The 26,342-nt window shown below is 41.1% G+C and carries 21 protein-coding genes; 11 read left to right on the top strand and 10 right to left on the bottom strand.

Annotation, left to right across the window (positions count from 1 at the left end):
* Positions 1-51: 51 nt before the first annotated feature.
* The 6 genes from DYH63_RS19355 to DYH63_RS19380 all read right to left on the bottom strand — a co-directional run bounded on the left by DYH63_RS19355 (position 52) and on the right by DYH63_RS19380 (position 5,636).
* The gene (locus DYH63_RS19355; protein ID WP_116790362.1) at positions 52-417 is read right to left on the bottom strand and encodes an NADH-quinone oxidoreductase subunit A; all 366 of its coding nucleotides are present in this window, start codon (positions 415-417) and stop codon (positions 52-54) included.
* 288 nt (positions 418-705) lie between these two features.
* Complete coding sequence (locus DYH63_RS19360; RefSeq protein WP_116790363.1) at positions 706-903, bottom strand: cold-shock protein; 198 nt, start codon at positions 901-903, stop codon at positions 706-708.
* A 611-nt stretch (positions 904-1,514) separates the two neighbouring features.
* Entirely contained in the window at positions 1,515-2,171 is a 657-nt protein-coding gene (locus DYH63_RS19365; protein ID WP_116790364.1) for a porin family protein, read from the bottom strand.
* Between the two features lie 95 nt (positions 2,172-2,266).
* On the bottom strand, positions 2,267-4,015 hold the full coding sequence (gene aspS / locus DYH63_RS19370) for an aspartate--tRNA ligase (RefSeq protein WP_116790365.1): 1,749 nt from the start codon (positions 4,013-4,015) through the stop codon (positions 2,267-2,269).
* A 296-nt stretch (positions 4,016-4,311) separates the two neighbouring features.
* Positions 4,312-4,665, bottom strand: coding sequence for a hypothetical protein (locus tag DYH63_RS19375; RefSeq protein WP_116790366.1), 354 nt, complete (start codon positions 4,663-4,665; stop codon positions 4,312-4,314).
* On the bottom strand, positions 4,662-5,636 hold the full coding sequence (locus DYH63_RS19380; protein ID WP_116790367.1) for a polyprenyl synthetase family protein: 975 nt from the start codon (positions 5,634-5,636) through the stop codon (positions 4,662-4,664). The genes DYH63_RS19375 and DYH63_RS19380 overlap by 4 nt, the downstream gene beginning before the upstream one ends.
* Positions 5,637-5,776: 140 nt before the next feature.
* Between DYH63_RS19380 and DYH63_RS19385 the strand changes: the two genes are divergently transcribed.
* The 7 genes from DYH63_RS19385 (at position 5,777) to DYH63_RS19415 (ending at position 16,713) form a co-directional block, all read left to right on the top strand.
* Positions 5,777-6,376, top strand: coding sequence for a TetR/AcrR family transcriptional regulator (locus DYH63_RS19385; protein WP_116790368.1), 600 nt, complete (start codon positions 5,777-5,779; stop codon positions 6,374-6,376).
* A 92-nt stretch (positions 6,377-6,468) separates the two neighbouring features.
* The gene (locus DYH63_RS19390) at positions 6,469-7,086 is read left to right on the top strand and encodes a TetR/AcrR family transcriptional regulator (protein WP_116790369.1); all 618 of its coding nucleotides are present in this window, start codon (positions 6,469-6,471) and stop codon (positions 7,084-7,086) included.
* 86 nt (positions 7,087-7,172) lie between these two features.
* Complete coding sequence (locus DYH63_RS19395) at positions 7,173-8,495, top strand: TolC family protein (protein WP_116790901.1); 1,323 nt, start codon at positions 7,173-7,175, stop codon at positions 8,493-8,495.
* 6 nt (positions 8,496-8,501) lie between these two features.
* Positions 8,502-9,560, top strand: a complete 1,059-nt coding sequence (locus tag DYH63_RS19400; protein ID WP_116790370.1) for an efflux RND transporter periplasmic adaptor subunit — start codon at positions 8,502-8,504, stop codon at positions 9,558-9,560.
* 34 nt (positions 9,561-9,594) lie between these two features.
* Positions 9,595-12,768, top strand: a complete 3,174-nt coding sequence (locus DYH63_RS19405) for an efflux RND transporter permease subunit (RefSeq protein ID WP_116790371.1) — start codon at positions 9,595-9,597, stop codon at positions 12,766-12,768.
* Positions 12,769-13,032: 264 nt separating this feature from the next.
* A complete protein-coding gene (locus tag DYH63_RS19410) occupies positions 13,033-15,444 on the top strand; it encodes a TonB-dependent receptor (protein ID WP_116790372.1) in 2,412 nt (803 codons plus the stop codon).
* Between the two features lie 96 nt (positions 15,445-15,540).
* Positions 15,541-16,713: a PepSY-associated TM helix domain-containing protein gene (locus tag DYH63_RS19415; protein WP_116790373.1), complete on the top strand. Its 1,173-nt coding sequence runs from the start codon at positions 15,541-15,543 to the stop codon at positions 16,711-16,713.
* 279 nt (positions 16,714-16,992) lie between these two features.
* On the opposite strand, the gene DYH63_RS19420 is transcribed toward DYH63_RS19415, so the two are convergent.
* The 3 genes from DYH63_RS19420 to DYH63_RS19430 all read right to left on the bottom strand — a co-directional run bounded on the left by DYH63_RS19420 (position 16,993) and on the right by DYH63_RS19430 (position 19,587).
* Positions 16,993-17,340: a toxin-antitoxin system YwqK family antitoxin gene (locus DYH63_RS19420; RefSeq protein ID WP_116790902.1), complete on the bottom strand. Its 348-nt coding sequence runs from the start codon at positions 17,338-17,340 to the stop codon at positions 16,993-16,995.
* A 143-nt stretch (positions 17,341-17,483) separates the two neighbouring features.
* Positions 17,484-18,485, bottom strand: coding sequence for a TlpA family protein disulfide reductase (locus tag DYH63_RS19425; RefSeq protein ID WP_162927101.1), 1,002 nt, complete (start codon positions 18,483-18,485; stop codon positions 17,484-17,486).
* 118 nt (positions 18,486-18,603) lie between these two features.
* A complete protein-coding gene (locus DYH63_RS19430; protein WP_116790375.1) occupies positions 18,604-19,587 on the bottom strand; it encodes a TlpA family protein disulfide reductase in 984 nt (327 codons plus the stop codon).
* Positions 19,588-19,762: 175 nt separating this feature from the next.
* Between DYH63_RS19430 and DYH63_RS21400 the strand changes: the two genes are divergently transcribed.
* Both DYH63_RS21400 and DYH63_RS19440 read left to right on the top strand, forming a co-directional pair.
* Positions 19,763-20,299: a hypothetical protein gene (locus DYH63_RS21400; protein WP_162927102.1), complete on the top strand. Its 537-nt coding sequence runs from the start codon at positions 19,763-19,765 to the stop codon at positions 20,297-20,299.
* 367 nt (positions 20,300-20,666) lie between these two features.
* Entirely contained in the window at positions 20,667-21,425 is a 759-nt protein-coding gene (locus DYH63_RS19440) for a hypothetical protein (protein WP_162927103.1), read from the top strand.
* A 123-nt stretch (positions 21,426-21,548) separates the two neighbouring features.
* Here DYH63_RS19440 and DYH63_RS19445 read toward each other — a convergent pair whose 3' ends face one another.
* Positions 21,549-22,106 (bottom strand): hypothetical protein, encoded by a 558-nt coding sequence (locus DYH63_RS19445; RefSeq protein ID WP_116790377.1) that lies wholly within the window; start codon positions 22,104-22,106, stop codon positions 21,549-21,551.
* Positions 22,107-22,220: 114 nt separating this feature from the next.
* Here DYH63_RS19445 and DYH63_RS19450 point away from each other — a divergent pair, with 114 nt between their 5' ends.
* Entirely contained in the window at positions 22,221-25,019 is a 2,799-nt protein-coding gene (locus DYH63_RS19450) for a 2-oxoglutarate dehydrogenase E1 component (RefSeq protein ID WP_116790378.1), read from the top strand.
* A 52-nt stretch (positions 25,020-25,071) separates the two neighbouring features.
* On the top strand, positions 25,072-26,307 hold the full coding sequence (gene odhB / locus DYH63_RS19455) for a 2-oxoglutarate dehydrogenase complex dihydrolipoyllysine-residue succinyltransferase (protein WP_116790379.1): 1,236 nt from the start codon (positions 25,072-25,074) through the stop codon (positions 26,305-26,307).
* Positions 26,308-26,342: the final 35 nt, after the last annotated feature.

Below are 26,342 nucleotides of genomic sequence, written 5' to 3' on the forward strand. Positions count from 1 at the left end.
TAATTTTAATTTTGATTATCAGGTATATGCTTCAAAAAGTATACCCCGATATTATTCCCACTCCAGGCCTTTCTTTTTCATTACATAGAAAAAACCAACGATAAGCAGGAACATAAAGATGCCCATTTTAGCAAGGCCTTCAAACCCCATTTCGCGGAAGTTTACCGCCCATGGGTACATGAAGATAACTTCTACGTCAAACAAAACGAAAAGTATGGCTACAAGGAAATATTTAACCGAGAAAGGTATACGGGCATTACCTACCGACTCTATACCACACTCAAAATTTTTGTCTTTATTTACAGAGTTGCGCTTAGGGCCCAGCTTGCCTGAAATAAAAATGGTGCTGGCCACAAAGCCTACGGCTAATGCCGCCTGCATGAATATAGGGAAGTAATCTACCTGGCTTGTCTGCATAATTTGTGTGTATAACTGAAAACAATTTCACAAATATACACGTCATTATTTAACTAAAAGCGGCTTTGCTAAAGAGATAAACTTAGGGGTGGTTAATTTTTATTGGTTCTAAATAACTTTGTAAAAATAACGTTTTCGTTAAGTTTGATGATTTTGTTGTTTGTGTGTTGTTTTGTTTGAGAATTGCAGGCTTATGTGGTATGCTGTTGGTAATATGATAGTATTTTAATAGAAAAAGCCACCCTGTAAGGAGTGGCTGTACTGTAAATCAGGTATGCTAACTATATATTAATTAAGCGCGGCAACCTGAGCTGCTACTTTACCTTTTTTTCCTTCTTCTTCAACATAGCTTACTTTGTCGCCTTCACGAAGACCTTCTACACGAAGTCCTGTTGCGTGAACAAAGATATCTTTGCCTGTTTCGTCGTCTGTAATGAATCCAAAACCTTTAGATTCAATAAAAAATTTTACTTTGCCTGTTCGCATTGTTGCAATAAAAAAAATTAATAATGTCCAAAGGTAAAATTAATAATGACACGGCAAAGACAATTGTTAAAAAAATTAAATAATATTTATTTTAATGGTTTTTATTGAATATGTTTCAATAATTATTACAGTTCAATGCTTAACATGTAAGCATAACGAAATTGTGTGCAAATTTTATCAAACGTTATAGCTTTCTAGTATTCCCTTTTAGTGCCTTAAATAATGTATGTAATTGCGGTTATACTGCTTTCTTTTGTTTAATTATGTTATTTTTCATTTTAAGTATTTGATTGTTAATTAATTGTGTAATTTTTTTTACTGAAAATTAACTTTTTTTTGAAGTTTCTCAAAAAATTAACATTTAACAAAATGTGAGGTTTTATAGTAATGTAAATCTTTAAAGCAGTTCTATATTTGCCCCAAGGAAATAACCACCAACCAACTTTATTTCCGTCGATTGATTAGTTTGAGTTTAGTTAAGTTTAGGTAAAATATATAGAAAAAGGAGGCACTGCAAAGTGTTTTAATATAAAAACTAATCAATCAGCCAATACCAACAAGGGTGCTACTTTTAAAGTGCACCCTTGTTTTTTTGTATATATATTACAGTATTAATCGCTCCAGTCTATCCTGTAACTAACAGATAAAGATGTGCTGTTTAGTTTTGCACCATCAAGACCGTCAAAAGTTTGGGTAAGTCCCATGTTGTATTTTAATTCAAACAAAAGGTCAGTGCCCTCTTCAGCAGATAAAGGAAGGCGGTATCCTATGCCCGGGAATATGCCTGCCATTGTTTCTTTGTAACTTGCATTTTCGATGCCGGAATCAAACGAGCTACCTGTCTCCATCTTTGTTTTTCGGGATAAGTACAAATCAACATAGCCTCCAACATTTATAAAGAAATTTCTTTTCTCTCCTATATAATAACGTATGCCTATGGGAATATTAAGAAATGTTGCAGTTTCTGTACTGCTCATTTTCGAAATAAAAACAGTCTCGTTCTCTGTGTAAGTATTTTCGTAATCCATCTTATACGACTTACGATTGTAATTAAGATGCCCAAAAATAGCAAGATTTTCTAAGACAGGAATTTCCATAGATACTCCAAGTTCAAAATTTGCTGAAGAACTGGTCTTGTAAGCAGGATTGTCTAATTTTAGATTAGATAAAGTACCTCCCAGGTTCACGCCATAAATTGTTGGTTGCTCCTGTGCTGTAGATGCCAGTGAAAATAATGCTGCCGCGAGCAGAAATGTAATTTTTTTCATTTATATGGTTGATTTTAATAATGCGGCAAAAATAAAATAAGAGTCCGTAATAAAAAATATTACGGACTCTTATTTAGTAGGATATTATTTACTTATTATGCTTTTAAAGCAATATGAAGCTCATTAAGTTGTTTATCGTCAATAACACTTGGTGCATCGATCATTACATCGCGGCCGCTGTTATTTTTAGGGAACGCAATAAAGTCGCGAATGGTTTCCTGTCCGCCAAGTATTGCAGTAAGCCTGTCAAAACCAAAAGCCAGTCCGCCGTGTGGTGGCGCACCATACTGAAACGCATCCATCAGGAATCCAAACTGGGCCTTAGCCTCTTCTTCTGTAAATCCAAGATACTTAAACATAAGTGCCTGTGTAGCCTTATCGTGTATCCTTATAGAACCTCCGCCTATTTCGTTACCATTTAGCACAAGGTCATACGCATTAGCGCGTACAGCTCCCGGGTTTGTTTCCAGTAACGGCATATCTTCCGGCTTAGGAGATGTAAACGGGTGGTGCATGGCGTGGAAACGGTTACTCTCTTCATCCCACTCCAGTAACGGGAAGTCTACAACCCATAGTGGTGCAAACACTTCTGGGTTGCGCAGGCCAAGCCTTGTAGCTACCTCCATGCGCAGGGCGCTAAGGCGTGTACGGGTTTTGTGTGAATCGCCACTTAGTACTAATATAAGGTCGCCCGGTTGTGCGCCGGTAATTTCAGCCCATTTTTTAAGATCTTCTGCATCGTAGAATTTATCTACAGACGATTTTATACTACCGTCAAGCTCATATTTAGCATATACCATACCGCTTGCACCTACCTGAGGGCGTTTTACCCATTCTATAAGCTCGTCTATTTGCTTGCGTGTGTAAGAAGCGGCACCCGGCACGGCAATACCTACTACCAGTTCGCTGCTGTTAAATACAGCAAATTCTTTATGTTGTGAAACGGCATTTAACTCGCCAAACTCCATCCCAAAGCGAATGTCCGGCTTGTCGTTGCCATATTTTTTCATGGCCTCGTCGTAGGTCATTCTTGGGAATAGTCCTGTTTCTACGCCTTTAAGTTCTTTTAGTAAGTGGCTTGCAAGCCCCTCAAAAGTCTGTATAATGTCTTCCTGTTCTACAAACGCCATTTCGCAGTCTATTTGTGTAAACTCAGGCTGGCGGTCTGCGCGCAGGTCTTCATCACGAAAACATTTTACGATCTGGAAATATTTATCCATACCGCCCACCATAAGCAATTGCTTAAAAGTTTGTGGCGATTGTGGCAGGGCATAGAACTGACCTTCGTTCATGCGGCTTGGTACAACAAAGTCGCGCGCCCCTTCAGGGGTACTTTTAATAAGTACCGGTGTTTCTACTTCTATAAAGCCTTTTGCAGAAAGATAGTTGCGCACCTCTATACCTACCCTATGGCGAAACATAAGGCTGTTTTTTACCGGATTACGGCGAATGTCAAGGTAACGGTATTTCATACGGATGTCTTCACCTCCGTCTGTTTCATCTTCTATTGTAAAGGGTGGTATTTGCGAAGCATTAAGTATGGTAAGTTCTTTTACAAGAATCTCAATGTCGCCGGTAGCCATGTTTGGGTTTTTGCTTTCGCGCTCTATCACGGTACCTTTTACCTGAATAACAAACTCGCGCCCCAGTGTTGCTGCAAGATCCTGAACGGCTTTTTCTGAACGGCTTTCGTCAAAAATAAGCTGGGTAATACCGTAGCGGTCACGCAGGTCTACCCAAATCATAAACCCTTTGTTACGTGATTTTTGTACCCATCCGGCTAGTGTTACTTCCTGGTTGATGTGCGTGGCGTTTAGCTCACCGCAATTATGGCTTCTGTACATTATTGTAAATTTTGTGCTGCAAATTTACTCAGATAGTTGAAAAAAACCGATTAGGAGTAGTGTTTTTTTGAGTAAGAGGGGAGCAGGTTTGGTATTTAGGCAATAAGGTAGAAATACCGGATGATTTATATGGTAATATTTAACAGCATTACATAAAGAGATTTCTCAACGCTACTGCGCTTCGAAATGGAAAACGCCGGACTAAGTAACCGTGAAAAAATCTGCGTAAATCCGCGTCTGCGAAGCATCCGTATTACCTGCCTGGCGGCAGGCAGGTCCGCGTTCTATTTTAAAAACTAATACCGGTTACGGAACCATACTTTTTGCCATTCTCTTTTAAGGATAAGAAACGTAACCTGCTCGGCAAGTTCGGCGATGTCGCCGCCGTTAAGGGCTTTTATTTCGCCCTCGGGCACATCTATTATATATAACAGGTTAAGATACTCTGCAAACTTATGGTGAATAAGCCTGAATATTTTATCCTGTACCGCCATCTTTAAGTCAAAAGGGGTAATGCCTTCTTGAAAATCTACAGGCTCATTAGCCAGTGCAAAGTCTTTGTTTACCTGCTCTGTAAGCTTAATGTAAAGCTGTTCTTTTTGTGCCTGGCTTAATAACAGGTCGGTGCTTTCGGGTGGGGTATAAATCATACGGTGCGTTTCATCAGGTTTTGCCCAAAGGTGTGCAGTGCCTCTTTATTTTCGGCAGAAATCTCCATCTTATCCAGTGTGGCAAATGCCTTAAGTGTGTACGTCTCTATAGCCGCTTTTGTAGCAGTATCAGCGCCCGTATTTATAAACAGGGTTTTTACAGCCTCAATTTTTTGGGTTGGGTTTTCAGGTTGCGATGCAAACCAGCTCAATACCTCTTGCTTGTCATTAACGTTGCCATGTTCAAGCGCCTTAAGGTACAGGAATGTTTTTTTATTCTCGATGATATCGCCGCCCACTTGTTTGCCAAAAGTTTCAGGATCGCCAAAGGCATCAAGGTAATCGTCCTGTAGCTGGAAAGCAATACCCAGGTTAAGCCCAAAGTCATATATAAGGTTAGCGTTTTCCTGAGATGTATTAGCAACAATAGCACCCATTTTCATAGCCGCCCCCACTAATACCGCCGTTTTGTATTCGATCATTTTAAGGTATTCTGCTTCGGTAACGTCGTTGCGATCCTCAAAGTCTACATCCCATTGCTGGCCTTCGCAAACTTCAAGAGCTGTTTTACTGAACAGTTTTGCCAGCGCCTTAAAGGTTGCAGGTTCATATTGCTCAAAATATTGGTAAGCCAGTATAAGCATGGCATCGCCGCTGAGTATGCCTGTATTTAGGTTCCATTTTTCGTGCACGGTCTGGTGGCCACGGCGCAGTGGTGCATCATCCATAATATCATCATGCACCAGGCTAAAGTTATGAAATATCTCTACGGCTATTGCAGCGGGCAGGGCATCATGCGCATCGGTATTAAAAATCTCTGCAGCCATAAGGGTAAGTACCGGCCTTATGCGCTTGCCGCCAAGTGATAGTATATAAGTTACAGGGCTGTATAAATTAGCAGGCTCTTTTTGCAGGTTAGCAGTAGCAAAATAATTAGCTACTATTTCCTGGTAATATGCTATTGATTGCATTTACAAATTTTTGGCTAAAGTAATTTATTCCGCACTGTTGTGCAATCAAAAAATAATTTTGACACAATTGTAAAAACTTTGGAAACTTTTTTTGTTTTTAAAGTTTCCTTTATATATTTGCACTCGAAATAATACCCTAAATGAAAGAGAAGATTTTAGAAAAAGCTATGGATATGTATCTTAAACTTGGGTTTAAGAGCGTAACCATGGATGATATAGCGCAGGAAATGGGTATTAGTAAAAAGACTATTTACCAGCATTATGCCAATAAGACCGACCTGGTGACTGAGGTGGCTACTTTGCTTGTAAACAAAATTTCGTGTGATATAGATACTATTTATGCCGAAAAGCACAATGCTATTAAAGAGCTTTTTGAGATACGCCGGTATTTAAAAACAACACTCGACGACCAGTATATGGCGCCTGTACACCAGCTTAATAAGTATTACCCAGAAGTGGCGTTAAGTGTAAAGTCGAGCCAATTTGATAAAATGCATGAAAGCGTAAAAGACAATCTTAACCGTGGTATTGAAGAAGGGCTTTACAGGCCGGATATTGACCCTGAATTTATATCCCGAATTTATTTTAATGGCATTACAGGAATTAAAGACTCCGCTGTTTTTCCTGATGAGTTGTATACTAGAACACAAACTACAAAAATGTACCTTGAGTATCATGTAAGGGCAATAGGTACTTTAAAAGGTACAGAAATGCTTGAAGAATACCTTAAAGAATCATAAATAAAATTAACACAATTTTAAATTTGACAAAATTGTCAAAATTTTTACATTTGCACTTTGACAAAAATGTCAAACAAAAAAGTTAAACAAATATGTCAGCTAAGAAAACCGATGAAATTGCTGTAGATACTGAACAGCTGATAAAAGACACTGCCAAGCACATTTTTTTTGGCGAAGGCCGTTTTAATGCCACCACCCAGGAAATAGCAGATGCTGCCGGGGTAAACCGTACGCTTATAAATTATTATTTCCGTTCGCGCGACAATCTTTTCCAAACTGTATTTGAAGATGCCCATACTAAGGAGATAGAGCGTACTGAGATGATTGTTTTTGGCAATTTGCCCTTTAGGGAAAAGATAGACCGCTACCTCGATATCTTTTTTGAACAGAGTAAAGAGTACCCGTACCTTGAAATTTACATGGTTACCCAAATGAATCAGGGGTGTGTATACAAAGACCCTGAAACCATGAACCGCATGCTCGATAAGTTTTACCTGGAGATAGCCATAGAGATGGATCGTGGCAATATCCAGAAAATGAGGCCAGAACAGTTTTTGCTCAATTTTATATCGCTTACAACCTTTCCGGTATCTATGCGGCCGCTGCTACAGGAAAGTATGGGCTTTAGCGATAACAGCTATGAGCGCCTGCTGGAAGAGCGAAAAGAGATTATTATGAATATGCTTTTTAGAGAAGATTATCAATTATAAACACCCGTCACATCATTAAAATCAAACAAAAAATGAACAGTTTAATCACCCGCGGGGGTATTTTGGCAAAAGCCTTAGCCCTTAGCATGGTTGTCCTTTTTGTTTCGCAGCTGCAGGCACAAACTGCACCGGCGCAAACCATTACCCTAAAGGATGCCATTAACTATGCGCTGCAAAATAAAGCCGATGCCGCCAAGGCAAAGCTGGATGTTGAGAACAGCGAATATAAAATACAGGAGGTGCGCTCGCAGGCGTTGCCTACCATATCTGCATCGGGCAGTGCTACTTATAATCCTATACTGCAGTTAAATGCGTTACCGGGCGACTTTTTTGGCGCACCTGGTACTACTATACTTGCACCGTTAGGGCAAAAGTGGAACTCTGTTGCCGGTGTAAACCTGTCGCAGAAAATATTTGACCAGTCGGTTTTTACAGGCCTTCAGGCAGCACGCACAACCCGCGAGTTTTATCAGGTTAATGCACAGCTTACCGAGGAGCAGGTTATAGAACGCGTGGCAAACAATTACTACCAGGTGTATGTACAGCGTCAAAAACTTATCCTTATAGATAATACCTATAAGAATACAGAGAAAACGCGCAACATTATTAAAGGACAGTTTGAAAGTGGCCTTGCCCGTAAAATTGACCTTGACCGTATGAATGTAAACCTGCGCAATATAGAAACGCAGCGCCAAACGCTTATTAATGCGGTGCAACTTCAGGAAAATGCGCTTAAGTTCTACATGGGTATGCCTATAAACACGCCTATAACACTGCCGGACAGCGACTTTAAAGTAAAGCCGCTTGCACTTGAAGAAAGTACCGATGTTACTAAGCTTGCACAGTACCAGTTGCTAAAGAAACAGGAAAAACTGTACTACTACAACAAAAAGGCACAAATAGCGGCTTACTACCCTACGCTTTCTTTAACAGCGGGTTACAACTACATAGGCCAGGGACCTGAGCTGCCGTGGTTTAAAAAACCAAGCGATGGTGTATACTGGTCAGACTATTCTACTATAGGGCTAAATTTGCACATACCTATTTTTAACGGGTTTGGTACCCGCTCTAAAGTAAGGCAGGCTGATATTGACCTTAGAAAAACAGCCGAGGATATTAAAGATGCCAAGCTAAGCCTTGACATGGCTTTTGAAAATGCTAAAACGCAGATTACAAACAGCCTGATAACCATTGAAAACCAAAAGGAAAACGCACAGTTAGCCAAAGAGGTTTTAGACAATACACAAAATAATTATACACAGGGGCTCGCCACACTCACCGACCTGTTAGATGCCGAGAATTCACACATTGAGGCACAAAATAACTATACTGCCGCGCTGTTAGATTACAAACTGGCCGAAGTACAGCTTATAAAAGCAAAAGGAGAATTACAAAACCTTAAAAATTAATTAGCAATGAAAAAAGTAATATATATAGTAGTAATAGCTGCCATTATAGGCGTAGGAGCTTTAATGCTGAATAAAAATAAAGCAAAAAATGATGCCGAAACAGCCGTGGTAGCACAGCAAAACAGTTCGGTATCCGTACGTACAGCTGTAGCAAAACAGGGTGTGCCTGATCTTGCCTACACAGCAAACGGTAATTTTGAAGCAGCACAGCAGTTAGATTTTCCTGCTGAGAACAATGGACGTGTAGTTAATGTACTTGTAGATGAAGGCGACCAGGTGCGCAAAGGTCAGGTACTTGCTACTATAAAAGGAGACCAGCTTAATGTACAATTACAAAGCGCAAAGGCTGCTTATGAAAATGCACAGAGCGATGCCAAGCGTTATGAAAACGCTTTTAAAACCGGCGGTGTTACACAACAGCAGGTAGACCAGAGTAAAGTATCGCTTTCAAATGCAAAGGCGCAGTATGATGCTGCCCGTATAAACATAGGCGATGCCAGCATCAAATCCAGTATTAACGGTATTGTAAACGCCCGTAATATAGAGCCGGGAAGTGTTGTATCTCCGGGTACTGTGCTTTTTGAACTTGTAGACGTTAGCTCGCTAAAATTAAAAGTAAATGTACCTGAAAGCCAGGTAGCAACACTTAAGGTTGGTACATCTGTAAAAGTAACTGCCAGCGTATATCCTGATAAAGAGTTTACCGGAAAAATAACCTTTATTGCCCCTAAAGGCGATACGTCACTTAACTTTCCTGTAGAAATAACGATAGCTAATAACCCTAATAACGAACTTAAGGCAGGTATGTACGGAAGCGTTGTTTTTGGTACTTCATCAAAACAGCCGGAAGTGCTTACTGTACCTCGTGTAGCGTTTGTGGGTGGTGTGGGTAACAACCAGATATTTGTTGTAAAAGATGGTGCTGTTACACTTACTAAAGTGGTTGCCGGGCGTATTTTCGGCGAAACGGTGGAGGTTCTTAAAGGCCTTAATGCCGGAGACGTTGTAGTAACCAGCGGACAGATAAACCTTGCAGAAGGCAGTAAAGTAGAAGTTATTAAATAGGCCCATAATCCCCGAAAGGGGAAAAGCGAAAAAAATGAAAATAGCAGAAATATCCATAAAACGGCCAACACTTATTATAGTGTTGTTTACCATACTTACTTTGGGTGGGCTTTATAGCTACAGTAGCCTGAGCTACGAGCTTATCCCTAAGTTTGAAATGAATGTAATTACCATCAGTACGGTATACCCTGGTGCATCGCCGGGTGAAATAGAAAATACCGTAACTAAAAAGGTAGAAGACGCGGTATCATCGCTGGAGATGGTAAAGAAAGTAGAATCTAAATCATACGAAAGCCTTTCGGTAGTAATGGTAACGCTTCAGCCAGAGGCAAATGCCGACTACTCGCTGAATGATGCACAGCGTAAAATAAACGCCATAGAGAAAGATTTACCTGAAGATGCAGATCCTCCGTCACTGGTAAAATTCTCCCTGAGCGACCTTCCGGTAGTAACCCTGGGTGCAACCAGTAAACTGGACGAGGTTACCTTTTATGACCTTCTTGATAAAAAGATCGAGCCTATACTTAGCCGTGTAAACGGTGTGGCACAGGTAACCCTTGTGGGTGGAGAAGAGCGTGAAATTCAGGTAAACCTTGACGAGAACAAGCTAAAAGGCTTTGGCCTTAGCATACCACAGGTACAGCAAATAGTACTGGGCAGTAACCTTGACTTTCCTACGGGTAGTGTAAAAACCCGCGAAAACAGTATGCTTGTGCGTCTTGCAGGTAAATACCGTACTGTAGAAGAAATGCGTAACCTGGTTATATCGAGCAAAAATGGTGTACAGATACGTCTTGGCCAGGTGGCCGACGTACAGGACAGCCAGAAAGAAGCAGAGAAAATAGCCCGTGTAGATGGCAAGAGTGCCATAGCAATACAAATTACCAAACAAACCGACGCTAACGCAGTACAGGTAAGTGAGGATGTACAGAACATCATCAAAAAAATTGAGACCGATTATGCTAAAGAAGGCCTTAAGCTTCAGGTAGCAAACGATACTTCTGAGTTTACACTGGTAGCTGCAGAAGGGGTAATACATGACTTGTTTATAGCGGTATTCCTGGTAGCGTTTGTAATGCTTTTCTTCCTGCACTCGTTGCGTAATGCGCTTATTGTAATGATATCTATCCCGGCATCGCTTATTGCTACGTTTATTGGTATATCGCTTATGGGCTATACCCTTAACCTTATGAGCTTACTTGGGCTTTCGCTTGTGGTAGGTATTCTCGTGGATGACGCGATCGTGGTACTTGAAAACATTTACCGCCACATGGAAATGGGCAAAAGCCGTATTCGTGCCGCTTATGACGGTACTGCCGAAATTGGCTTTACGGTAGCAGCCATTACGCTGGTTATTGTGGTGGTGTTCCTGCCTATAGCCATGAGTACAGGCCTTGTAAGTAACATTATTACACAGTTCTGTGTGGTGGTGGTTATTGCTACATTACTATCGTTAGTATCATCATTTACGCTTATACCTTGGCTTTCATCACGTTTTGGTAAGCTCGAGCACATTACCGGAAAAAATATCTTTGGTAAAATTATCCTTGGTTTTGAAAAAGGCCTTGACATCTTTACACATTGGGTAACCGGCATCCTTACATGGGCACTTGAAAACTGGAAAACAAAACTTGCCAGCCTGGGTGTAGCCATAGCCTTGTTTGTAGGGTCTATAATGATTGCCGGCAATTATGTAGGTGGAGAATTCTTCGCCAAGCTGGACAGGGGACAATTCATGGTTCAGATAGAGCTTCCTAAAGATGCATCGCTGGAACAGACCAACCTGATGTTGCTTAAAGCAGAAAATTTCCTTCAGGGTAAAAAAGAGGTTAAGAGTATCATTACTACCGTAGGCCAGACCAGCGAAGGTATGGCAGGTTCTCAAAGTACCGCTTACAAAGGTGAGATGACCGTAACACTTGTAGATGAGGAGCACCGTACAGACAACTCGTTTGTATATGCTGCCAAGACCAAACTGGAACTTCAAAAAGTACTGGTAGGTGCTAAGATAAAAACCGTACCGGTAAGTATAATGGGTGGTGCAGATGAAGCGCCGATAGCCCTTACTGTAACGGGTAACGATTTTGAAAGCACGTATAAATGGGCTGAAGCTGCTGCTAACGAGCTAAGAAAAATACCGGGAGCATCTGAAGTAAAACTAACATCTGAAGCGGGTTCGCCGGAAATTGATGTTAAGGTAGACCGCGATAAGATGGCTGCCCTTGGGCTTGACCTTCAAACAGTAGGTTTAACCATGCAAACGGCCTTTAACGGTAATACCGATGGTAAATTCCGCGCGGGGCAGTATGAGTACGATATTAACATTCGTTACGGACAATATAACCGTATGAACATAGACAACGTGCGTAATATAACCTTTATAAACAGTGCCGGACAGGAAGTAAAACTAAGCCAGTTCTCTGAAATTACCGAAGGCTCTGGGCCAAGCTTACTTGAAAGGCGCGACAAGAGTACATCGGTTACGGTACAGGGACAAACTGTTGGCCGCCCGGTAGGTAGCGTTGTTGCTGACTGGACCGCAGTGTTCGAAAAAATGGAGCGCCCGTCTGGTGTGAGTTATATTTGGGGTGGTGATATGGAAAACCAAAGCGAAGGTTTCGGTACACTGGGTGTGGCACTACTTGCTGCTATTATATTGGTTTACCTTGTTATGGTGGCGCTGTACGACAGCTTTGTGTATCCGTTTGTGGTATTGTTTGCGGTACCGCTATCATTCATTGGTGCGCTACTTGCCCTGGCACTTACAAATAATACGCTAAACATCTTTACCATACTTGGTATCATCATGCTTATTGGTCTGGTATGTAAGAATGCGATTCTGCTTGTAGACTTTACCAACCACCGTAAAGAACAGGGCGAAAGCACGTACCATGCGCTTATACAGGCTAACCACGCCCGTCTTCGTCCGATTCTTATGACCACAATAGCGATGGTTTTTGGTATGATACCAATTGCGCTTGCAAAAGGTGGTGCAGCACAAATGAACAACGGACTTGCGTGGGTAATTATAGGTGGTCTTATCAGTTCGCTATTCCTTACTCTTATTATAGTTCCTGTAGTATACTCTATTTTTGACGGCCTTATTCGCCGTTTCTCTAAAAAAGATAAAATAGACTATGCTGCAGAAATGGTAGCCGACTACGAACATCGCGAATTAAGCGAAGACGGCTTTACCGCTAAGCACTAATTATGTTTGCATCTTGTTTATAGATGGGGCCCCGGGAAACCGGGGCCTTTTTTTGTTATAAGAAGTAAGTGTTTCCTACAAAAGAGTTGAACTATTTTCAAGACTTTGCTGCTATAATTTTTAATACTAAAAAAATATGCACGCATATGAAATAAATTATTAAAAGTGACGTGCACTTTGCCTTTATTTAGAATAATTAAAAATAACTATTGTGTAATCTGGATTTGGAATATACCTTTGTCGCGTAAAAATCCTAAACAAACAATGAACACAACAATCCTTAAAAAACTTTTGACCTTACTGGTACTGCTTTGCGGTATAAGTAGTTGGGCACAAGATCGTGGTGCTGTAAGAGGTACAATTGTACTTAGTGGCAACACTCCGGCAGAGAGTATCTCTATAGCCCTTAAGAATACAGCTTACGGCTCTGTAACTAATGCTAAAGGTTATTATGAAATAAAGAATGTAAAACCGGGTAGCTATACCATCCGTATTTCTGCGGTAGGTATTAAACCGGTAGAAGAAAACATAACTGTGGCGGCAGGAGAAACTGTAGCTAAAGATTTTACCCTTAGCGAAAGCCAGGAAGAGCTTAACGAAGTAATTATTAACGGCGGTTATAACCGCTATGCCAAGCAGGAAAGTGCTACATCATCGCGCATACCACTTACAAACCTGGAAAATGCACAGGTATATAACGTGGTTACTAAAGAGCTTATGGCAGACCAGCTGATAACAAATCAGGATGACGCGCTTAAAAATGTACCAGGTGTTTATCAGCTATGGGGTTCTACAGGCCGTGCCGGCGACGGAGGTTCTTATTTTGCATCGCGTGGTTTTGTAACACAGGCACTGGTGCGCAATGGCATTGCCGGTACTGTTATAGCAAATAACGATGCGGCTAACCTTGAGACTATTGAGGCTATAAAGGGGCCATCTGCCACACTTTTTGGCAGCGTGCTTACATCTTATGGTGGGCTTATAAACCGTGTTACTAAAAAACCATACGACAAATTTGGTGGCGAGGTTAGCCTGCTTAGCGGCAGCTATGGTAACAACAGGGCTACAGTAGATATTAACACACCTCTAAATGCAGAAAAAACAGTTTTGTTCCGCTTAAATGCGGCTTCTACAAAATATGAAGGCTGGCAGGATACGGGCTCAAGCAAAAGCACATTTTTTGCACCTTCATTTACATTTAAGCTTAACGACCGCCTTACCGCTACCCTTGAAGGAGAGTTCTTTAACCAGGATGCCAGCGGTATGCAAATTGTTTACCTGGACTTTACAAAAACACCTTCAGAAATAGGCCTCCACAATGCTAAAGATCTTGATTATAACTTTAAGCGTTCGCTACTTGGCAGCGACTTTATAACAGAGACAAGAAGCCGTAACTTTTTTGGTACGGTAAATTATAAAATATCAGACAGCTGGACATCGCAGTCGGTTATAACATCGGCTAATAACGAGGCAGAAGGACCGGGCGCATGGCTGTACCTTTTATCGCCTACCCAAATGTCGCGTAATGCATGGGGCTTTGAAGGCTCATCTAACGCTATTGAATTCCAGCAGAATTTTACCGGCGATTTCAATATTGGGAACATGAGGAACCGTGTAGTTATTGGTGGCGATATATACCATATTAAAGGTTACACAAACATTACTTACCTTCCGGGTTTCCAGTACCTGTATGATGTAATAGACTATAATGCCCCGGCAGCAAATTATAGTGCATTTAACCAGAATACAATACAGAATCTTTTAGATGGTTCTGATTCTTATTACAGAAGTGCTACGAACTACAGTGTGCACAGTGCTTACCTAAACGATGTGCTTAATATTACGCCAAACTTTATACTTTCGGCGGGTGTACGTTTTGATAATTATGAAAACAGAGGGTCTTACGATCCTGCAAGCGATACTACAGCGGGTGCATTTTCTCAAAATGCATTTTCTCCAAAATTCGGAGCAGTATACCAGATCATAAAAGACCAGGTATCTGTATTTGCAAACTACCAGAATAGCTTTAGGAATGTTGTTAACCCTAACGCAGGTATGAACAACCCTGACCTTAACAACGCTACCCTTAAGCCGGAACATGCTAACCAGTTTGAGGCAGGTGTTAAAGTTAATGCCTTTAATAACAGGCTTGGGGCTAACATAAGCTACTATAATATTCTTGTAGAAGATATAGTGCGCAATGTTTATGTGGGCACCCTTACAAACTACATACAGGATGGAAGCCAGAGAAGTGAAGGTTTTGAAGCAGAAGTTACAGCCACGCCAATAGACGGCCTTAACATAAGGCTGGGCTATGCTTATAATGATGCTGTTCTTAACGGCCTTCGCCCTACAACGGCAGGTCCGCAAAACCTGGCAAACTTCTGGATAAGCTACAAGCTTCCTGCAGAAACGATAGATGGCCTGGGTATTGGCTTTGGAGGTAATTATGGAGGATCTACTCTTATATACAATCAATACAATGCAGGTGTGAGAGATACTTTTGCCCTACCGGAATATACCGTGCTTAATGCATCAATATTTTATGAGAGGCCTAAATACAGAATTACACTAAAAGGTAATAATATTACTGATGAGCTTTATTTTAATGGCTACACTACAATAAATGTGCAGGCACCAAGAAATTTTGCAGGCAGTATTACTTACAAGTTCTAAACAAAAATATAAGTACAGCGGCATCTCTTTTCCAATTAAAGAGGTGTCGCTTGTTTTATCATAAGCCATATCTTTGGCATAAAACTTTTAGCCGTAATGACTAAAAAGAAAAAGAGAGATTTTAAACACTGGGTTGGTAAGGCTCATTTAGTGCTCGGGCTTGCGTCAGGGCTTATTGTTTTATTAATGGCAGTAACAGGTTGCCTTTTTGCGTTTCAAGAAGAGATAACCAATGCCATTCGTCATGATGTTATGTATGTAACACCAGGCAAAGAGCAGTTGCCTGCTACTGTAATATGGCAAAAAACACAGGATGCCCTGGGGCCAGATATGCCGCTTAACAGCATTACGTTGTTTAACGACCCCGAAATGGCGGTGCATTCATATGCCTATAAGTTTAACGAAGGAGGCTTTTGGTACTTTACAAACCTGGAGTACTATTACTCTGTGTATACAAACCCTTATACAGGCGAAGTACTTGCAATGTATGATGAGGGGCACAACTTTTTTAATGTTGTAAAAATGCTGCACTGGAGCCTGCTGATAAGCCATCCCGTAGGGCAGCAAATCATTGGGTGGGCTACCTTTATTTTTGTAGCCATGCTAATTTCCGGCATTATATTATGGTGGCCAAAAAACAAAGCAGCACGAAAACAACGACTGTGGTTTCAGTGGAAAGATACTACTAAGTGGAGGCGTAAAAACTATGACCTGCACAATATACTGGGTTTCTATGCTTCATCAGTAGGGCTTGTTTTAGCGCTAACCGGTATGGTGTGGGCGTTTACATGGTTTCAGAGTACGGTATATGTTGTAGCCAGCCTAAGCATAACCCCACCGGTTCCGCTTGTTGTAAAATCTACAATTGCACATGCTGATAAGGATAAAGCTTTTAACCTTGCAGCGGTTGCTGTACAGCAAAAATATCCCGAAGCAGATTATTACAGTATAGGCAAACCTGCCGATAGTACTGCTGCCATAGGCATGCACGTAAACCTTGTAAAAGGCACATACTATAAGCACCATCATGCCTATTTTGATCAATATACAGGCAAATTTTTAGCCGAAGAAAATTATAAAGATGATAATATGGGCGAAAAGGTAATTGGTGCCAACTATGATATACATGTAGGCGCTATACTTGGATTACCCGGAAAAATACTGGCTTTTACCGCCAGCCTTATTTGCTCTATATTACCGGTAACCGGATTTTTAATATGGCGCGGGCGTAATAAGAAAACACCTAAGACAACACCGGTAAAGAAGTAATTTTACCACATAGGGACATAGTTTTTAGTCCTGAAAAGGTAATATAGAAAATAAATTTTGCACATAGCTATGTGAAGCAGTGCCTCTGCCTATTTAGTGTTTATAGTATTCAGGGATATTTTTGAGCCCTGTTTGTATGTGTGAAATTTATTCCGCAATATACTTATGTCTTAAAAATTGCCTGTAAGATTATGTTGCTCCTATACACTTAAAATTGAAAAGCCCTGCAACGTTAATTGCAGGGCTTTTGCTTTTATAATTCGGGTTAGTAGTAATAGCTTATTTATTAGCGGCTACAGCTTCCTGGTTCCATTTTTTTACTTCTGCAACCCTGCTGTCGGCATAGTTAACTTCAGTAAGTGTTTTTCCTGTCCAGAAAAACCACTTGCCAGATTTCTTGCCGTTTTCGTATTCGCCTATGCTTTGTTTGGTACCATCTTCGTTATACGATACCCACGCACCTGTAAGCTTACCATCTTTATAAAATCCGGTTTGCTTGATATTACCGTTGTCATAGTAATACGTGCTTTTAATTATATTGTTCTCTATAGAGTGTGAAGGTTTAACGCTTTGGGCTGATAACACACCTGCAACAAGCAGGAATCCGGCAACTATAATCTTTTTCATATCTACTTTGTGTTTAAGGTTATACATCTATTTATAACAAATGTATAAAATTATTTTACACAAAAGACACATTGAGTTAACAATTTGGTAACATTCAATAAAACTTAACATTCAAAGGTGTTAAGAGGCTGAAAATAAAACATTTACTTTTTTAAGCCTAAAATTTTGTCGAGCTGCTTAACGAGTTCTGGGTCGCCGGGGCGTTTTGCATCAGCATCAACAACATTGCCATTAGGGCCTATAAGTATAAACCTCGGAATTGAATTAATGCCATAAGCAGTTATAAAATCAGACTTCCAGGCTTTGTCTGCTAATAATTGTGTACCGCCCATTTGCTTAGAGGTTACAAGGTTCTTCCACTTATCATGGTCTTTTTCTTCGTCTACACTAATGCTTACAAAAGCTACTTTTTTGCCCTTATAGCGTTCTTCTATAATTTGCAGGTTAGGTATCTCTTTTAAACAGGGGCCACACCAGGTAGCCCACACATCTATATATACATATTTGCCTTTAAAGTCTTTCAGTGTATGGCTCCTGCCTCTGTAATCGTCATATTTAAAAGTGGGAGATGGCTGCCCCGTTAGTTGTTTAGCTTTAACCTGCTTTTCTATTTCGGCAGGCAGGCTGCGCGAATCTATCTGGGTTAGTTTAAACTGTACAGAACTCCTGAACATATAGGCGAGATCTTTGTCTTTAAGGCGTTCTTTCCACCCATCAATAAGCTTAGCCGTCTCTTCTTCAATATTGATACCCTCGTTAGCTCCTGCTTTTATAATGAGGTTGTTTTTATCCCGTTGCATTTGTGCCAGAAAGTTGTTTTCTTTTTCGCCTTTCCCTTCAAATAAAAGTGTACCGTCAAAGTCGGCAGCATCTGCGGTAAGCATAGTTTCAGAGTCATTTTTCAGGAAAACCGGAATCTCCTTTTCTCCATATAAAATATAAAAAGTACCCATGCCCTCCTGCACGGTGCCTTCAAACCTGCCTTCTGGGTTTATAGCAAAGGCTTTGCGCCATGTACCTTTTATGCTTGTTACGGCAACCGAGTCAGCATGGTTGTTTTTTATGTAGCCTTTAAAGTTAAGGGGAGTATCCTGGGCAAATCCCGAAACCCAGCAGGTAATGGCAAGTAATATAAACTTCTTCATAAGAGCAATGTTTTTGTAAATGTAACCTTCACCTGGTATAGCGGCAAATAAAGATACCATTTTAAGGCAATAAAAAACCCATGCGCGGCATGGGTTCTATAATTTTATGGAGATTGTTTTATTTAACAAGTCCGTCAAGCTGTGTCTGTAGTGCAGGGTCGCTTGGCCTTTTAGCATCGGCATCTACTACATTACCCTGTGGGTCTATTAGTAAAAAGCGTGGTATGCTGTTAATGCCATATGCTTGTGTAAACGCAGATTTCCAGTCGGCATCCGCAAATAGCTGTATGCCACCAAGGCTCTTATCAGTTACAAATTTTTTCCATTTTTCGTGGTCTTTAGCAACATCTATAGAGATGCTTACAAACTCAATGTTTTTACCATGGTATCTCTCCTCAACTTTTTGAAGAAAAGGTATTTCCTGCCTGCATGGGCCGCACCATGTAGCCCAAACGTCTATGTAAACATATTTGCCTTTAAGCGACTCCAGTTTAGTAGTACCGCCTTTGTGGTTTTCGTAGTTAAATAAAGGCGATGGCTGGCCTTTTAGTTTACTTACAAGGGCGGCCTGCTGTGCCATCATTTCCAGCTGTTGTTTCTGGCCTTGTATTTGTTGTTCCATAGCCGTGCGGAAAGTTTGATCCAGGTTTTGGTCTTTAAGCAGCGCATTAAACTCGTCCAGTTTTGCGGTAATGGCTTTATTTTGCTCTTCCGGTGTGGCGTTTGCAATGCTTTCGCTTAATCGTTCCATATCAATGGCAAGCTTCGCAAGAATGTTATTTTCCTTTTGGCCTTTACCTTTATAGGTAATGGTTTCATCAAATTGCTTGGCATCAAGTGTAACGGCAATATCATAACCATTTTTAAGGAACAGGGATGTTTGCTCAGTACCATCAAAAATTTGGTAAAAACCGGTTTCTATAGCAAAGCTACTGTTAAAGATTCCCGGTTTTTTAGTTTTAAGCACCTTACTAAAAGTGCGTGAGCGTATTACAAGCGAGTCGCTGTTTGGGTTTTTTATAACGGCAGAAAATTTTACTTTGTCTGCCTGGGCATGTAGCGCTACAGAGGCGAACATTAATAATGCCAGGAATTTTTTCATACTTAATTAGTAAATTGTATTTGTAAGTGTAAAGATAAATATTTGAACGGTTAGGCTACCCACTTTATTGTAAAATTTAAATGTAAGGCCATAATGCTTTTGTTGTTGAAATCCTGTTGAGCAAACATGCTATATAATAATGTGTATCTTGCGGTATCTAACCCAAATACTGCTTATGAAAATTATACGCCCTTTATTTGCTGTTCTTGTATTGCTGCTTGCAGCTTCCTGCGGTAATAAAACAGAAACCGTTACAGCAAAGCACTACAGTATAGATGTACCCTCTTTTTTGCAGAAAACTAAAGGACTTAATGATGCGGCGTCACTGCAATATAAAAGCGAAGATGAAGAATTTTATCTCCTGGTTATAGATGAGCCACGTAAGGCTTTTGAAGATCTGGTAAAAGAAAATGCATTAGGTTTTGAACCCAACCTGGACGGGTATAGTGGTATTTTGCTTGAAAGCCTTGAAGAGGGCGCCCATGCCGAAGTAAAGCCGGTGTTGAAACCGGTAAAGATAAACGGACTTACGGCAAAGGTTACATCGCTTATAGGTAGTGTGGCAAATGAGAAGATTTATTGGAAAATTGCCTATATAGAGGGTAAGAGTAGGTATTATCAGGTATTGTGCTGGACATCGCCGGAAAAACAACCTGAATTTGAGTCGGTAATGGATGAGATTATTAACTCGTTTAAAGAGGTTGGTAAATAGGAACTATAGATGCGAGCTGGCTGTTCCTGGATTGCTTTTATAGTCATTAATTTCCCGCAGTCTGTCATTGGTGCGGAGGAGCGGAGCAATGCAATTTCGTTCTTGATGTAGTAGCTATAATGCGGACCTGCCTGCAGGCAGGTGATACGAATGTTGCATGACACAGATTTACGCAGATTTTTTCACGATTGCTTTAGAGTGCTGTCATTGCGAGGGAAGTACGATCGCGGCAATCTTCAAACACAAAAATTAGTTCTTGAAAGAAGATTTTTTTTTAAAACTTTTCTTTCAAGTTTGGTATGCAATATTCAAATACTACATTTGCTTAGAATCTTGTATTTAATTATCTGTAATCATTATGGAAGTTATGTCGAAAATTACGCATTCAAAAGAGTTTGCAGATTTTGTGAAAAACGGAGTAGATCAGAAGTATCATATAGGTACTGGCAATCCCTATGCTAAAATTTTATTTGTTGGAAAGGAATCAGCTATAAATAAAAATGAGATTGATAGGATGCAAAAATATTCTGAAAATGCGAGAGAATGGAGTGAATATGTGCAAAATAGCGGGTGTCAAAGGCTGAATTATCCTGTGCACAAAAAAGATGGTAAATTATTTTTTGAGGATCATGACTTACGAAAAGGCTGGGGAAGAAATACATGGAGTAAATATCAAAAGCTTACGGATTTGATTTTTAGAAAAAACGAGAAGCCTTTTTATGTTGATTTTCTTGAAAATGTTTTCACAACTGAAATTAATGATTCGCCTGAAAAAAATACAGCTTCTGCGGATAAAAGTTCGTTAAGTAGCCGCAAAGAACTGTTTAGGGCATCAAAATTCATTCAAGATTTTCCAGTTGTAGTTTTAGCTTGCTCAAATTATTTTAAGAATAATGATAATCTCCGGGAGATTGATAAAACGTTCAGTGTAGAATATTTTGATGGAGAAGGAAAAAAGTATACGCCTTCAAATTGGTTTTATACTCATTATAGTACTGACGAAAATAGGTCGAGGCTTGTAATTCATACGAGACAATTAAGTGCTAATGTAAAACCTGAATTATTAGGAGACATGGCTAATATTATAAGGCAACATTTAATTCGTACACGAAATATAGAGGTATAGTTCATCGGGCGTTATAAGATTACCGCGCTCCGTTCCTCCGCTCGCAATGACTATCGTGAAGAAAAATCTGTGTAAATCCGCTCAATCCGCTTCATCCGCGTTCCATGCAGATAATCTACAACCTCAAAAATACACCCTTATAAACGGCATAAAGGCATCGCTATACACCATATCGCTTTCTTTATAAAGTACGTTGTAACGCATGCCTATGGTTACGTTTTCCATGCGGTAGCCTGCACCAAGAAAAAGTGCAGTGTTCCAAAAATCGTGTGTATTCCCTCCGGAATATCCGGCGTAGCCCGGTATGGTGTAATTAAATCCATCAGCATAATCCATATTTACGCGCAGCTGCTGTAATTCGGCCGATAGCTGTACCTGCGGTATGGGATTGCCCAGAAAGATTAATGAGCCGCCGTATATAAAACTGCTATACCAGTCTTTTTGATACACATAGCTGCCCTGCAAGCCAATACCTGCTGCTACATACTCGTTAAAATTATAGATGGCGCCGGGTGCAATATTTACATCGGTATAGCCGCTGCCAAAACCTATGCCCAGGCCACCGCCAAATTGCACTTTGTCCCAAAATGTAACTTCCTGCGCAGTTGCAGTGCTAAAAATTGAACAGAATGCGAATGCAGTTGTTAATTTTGTTAAAAAAATGATAAAGCCTTGTCGCATCTGGGGCGGGATATATAATTACTGACCATAAATATATAAAAAACGTTGAAAGATTATTAGAAATGATGTACTTTTGCGTAAAATTTTATAACCCACCGTCACAAACAAATAGGTATGGACAGGTTTTCCTTTTTAAACGCAGCTAATACTGCCTTTTTTGCTGATTTATACGATCAATATATTGAGAACCCTGATAGTGTTGAGCCAAGCTGGCGCGCCTTTTTCCAGGGATTTGATTTTGCAGCCAGTGATTATGGCTCTGGCGCTACCGAGGTAGCTGCTACAACTACTACACAGCAAACCGCTGCCGCACCGGCCCCGGTTTCTGACTATTCAGGCATCCCCGAAAAACTACAGAAAGAATTTAAGGTGCTAAACCTTATTGAGGGCTACCGTACCCGAGGCCACTTGTTTACAAAAACAAACCCGGTACGCGAGCGCCGCACGTTTAGCCCTACGCTTGATCTTGAAAACTTTGGGCTAAGCAATGCTGACCTTACTACCGTGTTTGATGCCGGTAAAGAAGTAGGCCTGCAAAATGCTACCCTTGCCCAAATCGTAGACCACCTGCAAAAGGTGTACTGCGGCCACACGGGTATTGAGTACATGTATATTCGCGATCCTAAAACAAGGCAGTGGATACAGAACAGGCTTTCGGTTAACCAAAACCAGCCTGACTTTAACGCCGATCAGAAGAAAACCATTCTTGGTAAACTGAACGAGGCGGTTTCTTTTGAAAATTTCCTTCATACAAAATATGTAGGCCAAAAACGTTTCTCTCTTGAAGGAGGCGAAACGCTAATACCGGCACTTGACGCACTTATTGAGGCTGCTGCCGAAAAAGGTGTAGAGCAGTTTGTTATGGGTATGGCACACCGTGGCCGCCTTAACGTGCTTGCTAACGTGTTTGGAAAAAACACATCAGATATCTTTAGCGAATTTGATGGTAAAGATTATGATGATGATGCCCTTTTTGATGGTGATGTTAAATACCACCTTGGCCTTACCGCAGATAAGGTTACTAAAACAGGCAAACAGATAAATATTAACCTTGCGCCAAACCCAAGCCACCTTGAAACGGTAGGCGCGGTTATAGAAGGTATTGCCCGTGCAAAACAGGATAAATACTTTCCGGACGATTTTAGTAAAGTGCTACCTATTGCACTACACGGCGATGCTGCTGTGGCAGGGCAGGGTATTGTTTACGAAATTGTACAGATGGCTAAGCTTGACGGTTACAAAACCGGAGGTACAATTCACGTAGTGGTTAACAACCAGGTGGGCTTTACCACTAACTACCTTGATGCACGTTCGTCAACCTATTGTACTGATGTGGCTAAAGTAACCCTTTCGCCGGTGCTTCACGTAAATGCAGACGATGCAGAGGCGGTAGTACACGCTACGCTTTTTGCGCTTGATTACCGTATGGAATTTGGTTCAGACGTGTTTATCGACCTTTTAGGTTACCGTAAGTATGGGCATAACGAAGGTGATGAGCCGCGTTTTACCCAACCAAAACTATACAAGATCATTGCCAAGCATAAAAACCCACGCGACCTGTATGCCGATGTGCTTATTGCAAACGGTATCATTGCGGGCGACTATGTTAGCGGCCTTGAAAAAGAATATAAAGACAAACTTGAGCAAAACCTGGAGTCGTCGCGCAAGATAGATCTTACTACAATAACCCCGTTCATGCAAAATGAGTGGGAAGGTTATAAGCAGGCAGATGCAACAGAAATGCTGCAAAAGGTAAATACGGCTTTCAGTAAAGATATCCTTACTGATATTGCCAGGACGATTACCGAGCTTCCTGAAGATAAAAAATTCATCAACAAAATACAAAAGCTGGTTAACGACCGTAAGAATATGTATTTTGAAAACGATAAGCTGGACTGGGCTATGGGCGAATTGCTTGCTTATGGTACACTGCTTACCGAAGGTTATGATGTGCGCATTTCGGGCCAGGACGTAGAACGCGGTACCTTCTCGCACCGCCATGCCGTTATTAAGGTAGAGGAGAGTGAAGAAGAGGTAGTTCTACTTAATACGCTCAAAGACCAGAAAGGTAAATTCCATATCTTTAATTCACTACTTAGCGAATATGCGGTAGTAGGTTTTGATTATGGTTATGCTTTTGCGGCGCCTAAAACGCTTACCATTTGGGAAGCACAGTTTGGAGATTTCTCTAACGGTGCCCAGATAATGATAGACCAGTACATTAGTGCTGCCGAAGATAAGTGGAACAACCAGAATGGCCTTGTGTTCTTATTGCCTCACGGTTATGAAGGACAGGGAGCAGAGCACAGTAGCGCCCGTATGGAGCGTTACCTGCAACTGTGTGCTAACCACAATATGTATGTGGCAGACTGTACTACACCGGCAAACTTCTTCCACCTTTTAAGAAGGCAGATGAAGACAGATTTCCGTAAGCCGCTTATCGTGTTTACACCTAAGAGCTTACTACGTCACCCGCTTGTAGTGTCTAGCGCAGATGAACTTGCAAACGGCAGTTTCCAGGAAGTACTGGATGACCCTATTGCAGATCCTGCAAAAGTAAAAACACTGGTATTTTGTACCGGTAAGTTCTACTACGACCTTTCGGCAGAACGCGAAAACCTGAAACGTGACGATGTAGCCATAGTGCGTATAGAGCAGCTTTTCCCGCTGCCTGTAGAGCAGCTTAAAGCCGTTATTGCAAAATACAGCAATGCTGACGATTTTGTATGGGCACAGGAAGAACCACGCAATATGGGTGCTTACACGTATATGCTGGTAAACTTTACCGAGGTTAAATTCCGCCTGGCAGCCCTTAAGGCATACAGCGCACCTGCTGCAGGTAGCTCATCGCGTGCTAAAAAACGCCATGCTGCTGCCATAGCCATGGTTTTTGATAAGAATTTGTTTAATTAATTGTATTTTTGATTTTCAATAATATAGCAACACATATTAAAATTATACTGACATGATTTTAGAAATGAAAGTTCCTTCGCCGGGGGAATCGATTACCGAAGTTGAAATAGCTACATGGCTTGTAAAGGATGGTGATTATGTAGAAAAAGACCAGGCCATAGCCGAAGTAGATTCAGACAAAGCAACGCTGGAGCTTCCTGCTGAGGTTGCCGGTATTATTACCCTTAAGGCCGAGGAAGGCGATGCAGTAAAAGTAGGGCAGGTTGTATGCCTTATCGATACTGATGCTGCCAAGCCGGATGGCGCTGCACCTGCTGCTGCCCCTAAAGCTGAAGAGAAAAAAGAAGAGCCAAAGAAAGAAGAACCTAAAGCTGCTCCTGCACCGGCCGCTGCGCCAGCTGCAACATATGCTACAGGTACACCTTCGCCGGCGGCAAAAAAGATACTTGACGAAAAAAATATTGACCCTGCAACCGTAAGCGGTACAGGCAAAGGCGGCCGCGTTACTAAAGACGATGCCGTAAACGCTAAAGCGTCTATGGGTACACCTACAGGTGGCAGCCGTGGTAGCGAGCGTTCTAAACTAAGCATGCTGCGCCGCAAGGTAGCAGAGCGTTTAGTTTCTGCTAAGAACGAAACAGCCATGCTTACTACGTTTAACGAAGTAAACATGACGCCTATAAACAATGTGCGTAATGAATATAAAGATGCCTTTAAAGCTAAGCACGCAGGTGTTGGCCTTGGGTATATGTCGTTCTTTACAAAAGCGGTAACCCGTGCACTTAAATTGTTCCCGGATGTTAACTCTATGATCGAAGGTGACTACAAAGTTGCTTATGATTTTGCAGATATCTCTATTGCAGTATCAGGTCCTAAAGGGCTAATGGTACCGGTAGTGAGAAATGCAGAAACACTTTCTTTCCGTGGTATTGAGGCAGAGATAAAGCGCCTTGCGCTTCGTGCCCGCGACGGACAGATTACTGTAGATGATATGACCGGTGGTACTTTTACCATTACTAACGGTGGTGTATTTGGCAGTATGCTTTCTACGCCTATCATTAACCCTCCACAATCAGGTATCCTTGGTATGCACAACATCATTGAGCGTCCTATTGCTGTAAATGGTAAGGTAGAGATACACCCTATGATGTATGTAGCGCTTTCTTACGACCACAGGATCATCGACGGACGTGAGTCTGTTGGTTTCCTTGTAGCGGTTAAAGAAGCTCTAGAAAACCCTGTAGAGTTGCTTATGGATAACAATCCTAAAAAAGCACTTGAACTATAGTTTAGTTACTAAGTCAGTATATATACAAAACGCTC

It is taken from the genome of Flavobacterium psychrotrophum (assembly GCF_003403075.1).
Lineage (GTDB): Bacteria > Bacteroidota > Bacteroidia > Flavobacteriales > Flavobacteriaceae > Flavobacterium > Flavobacterium psychrotrophum.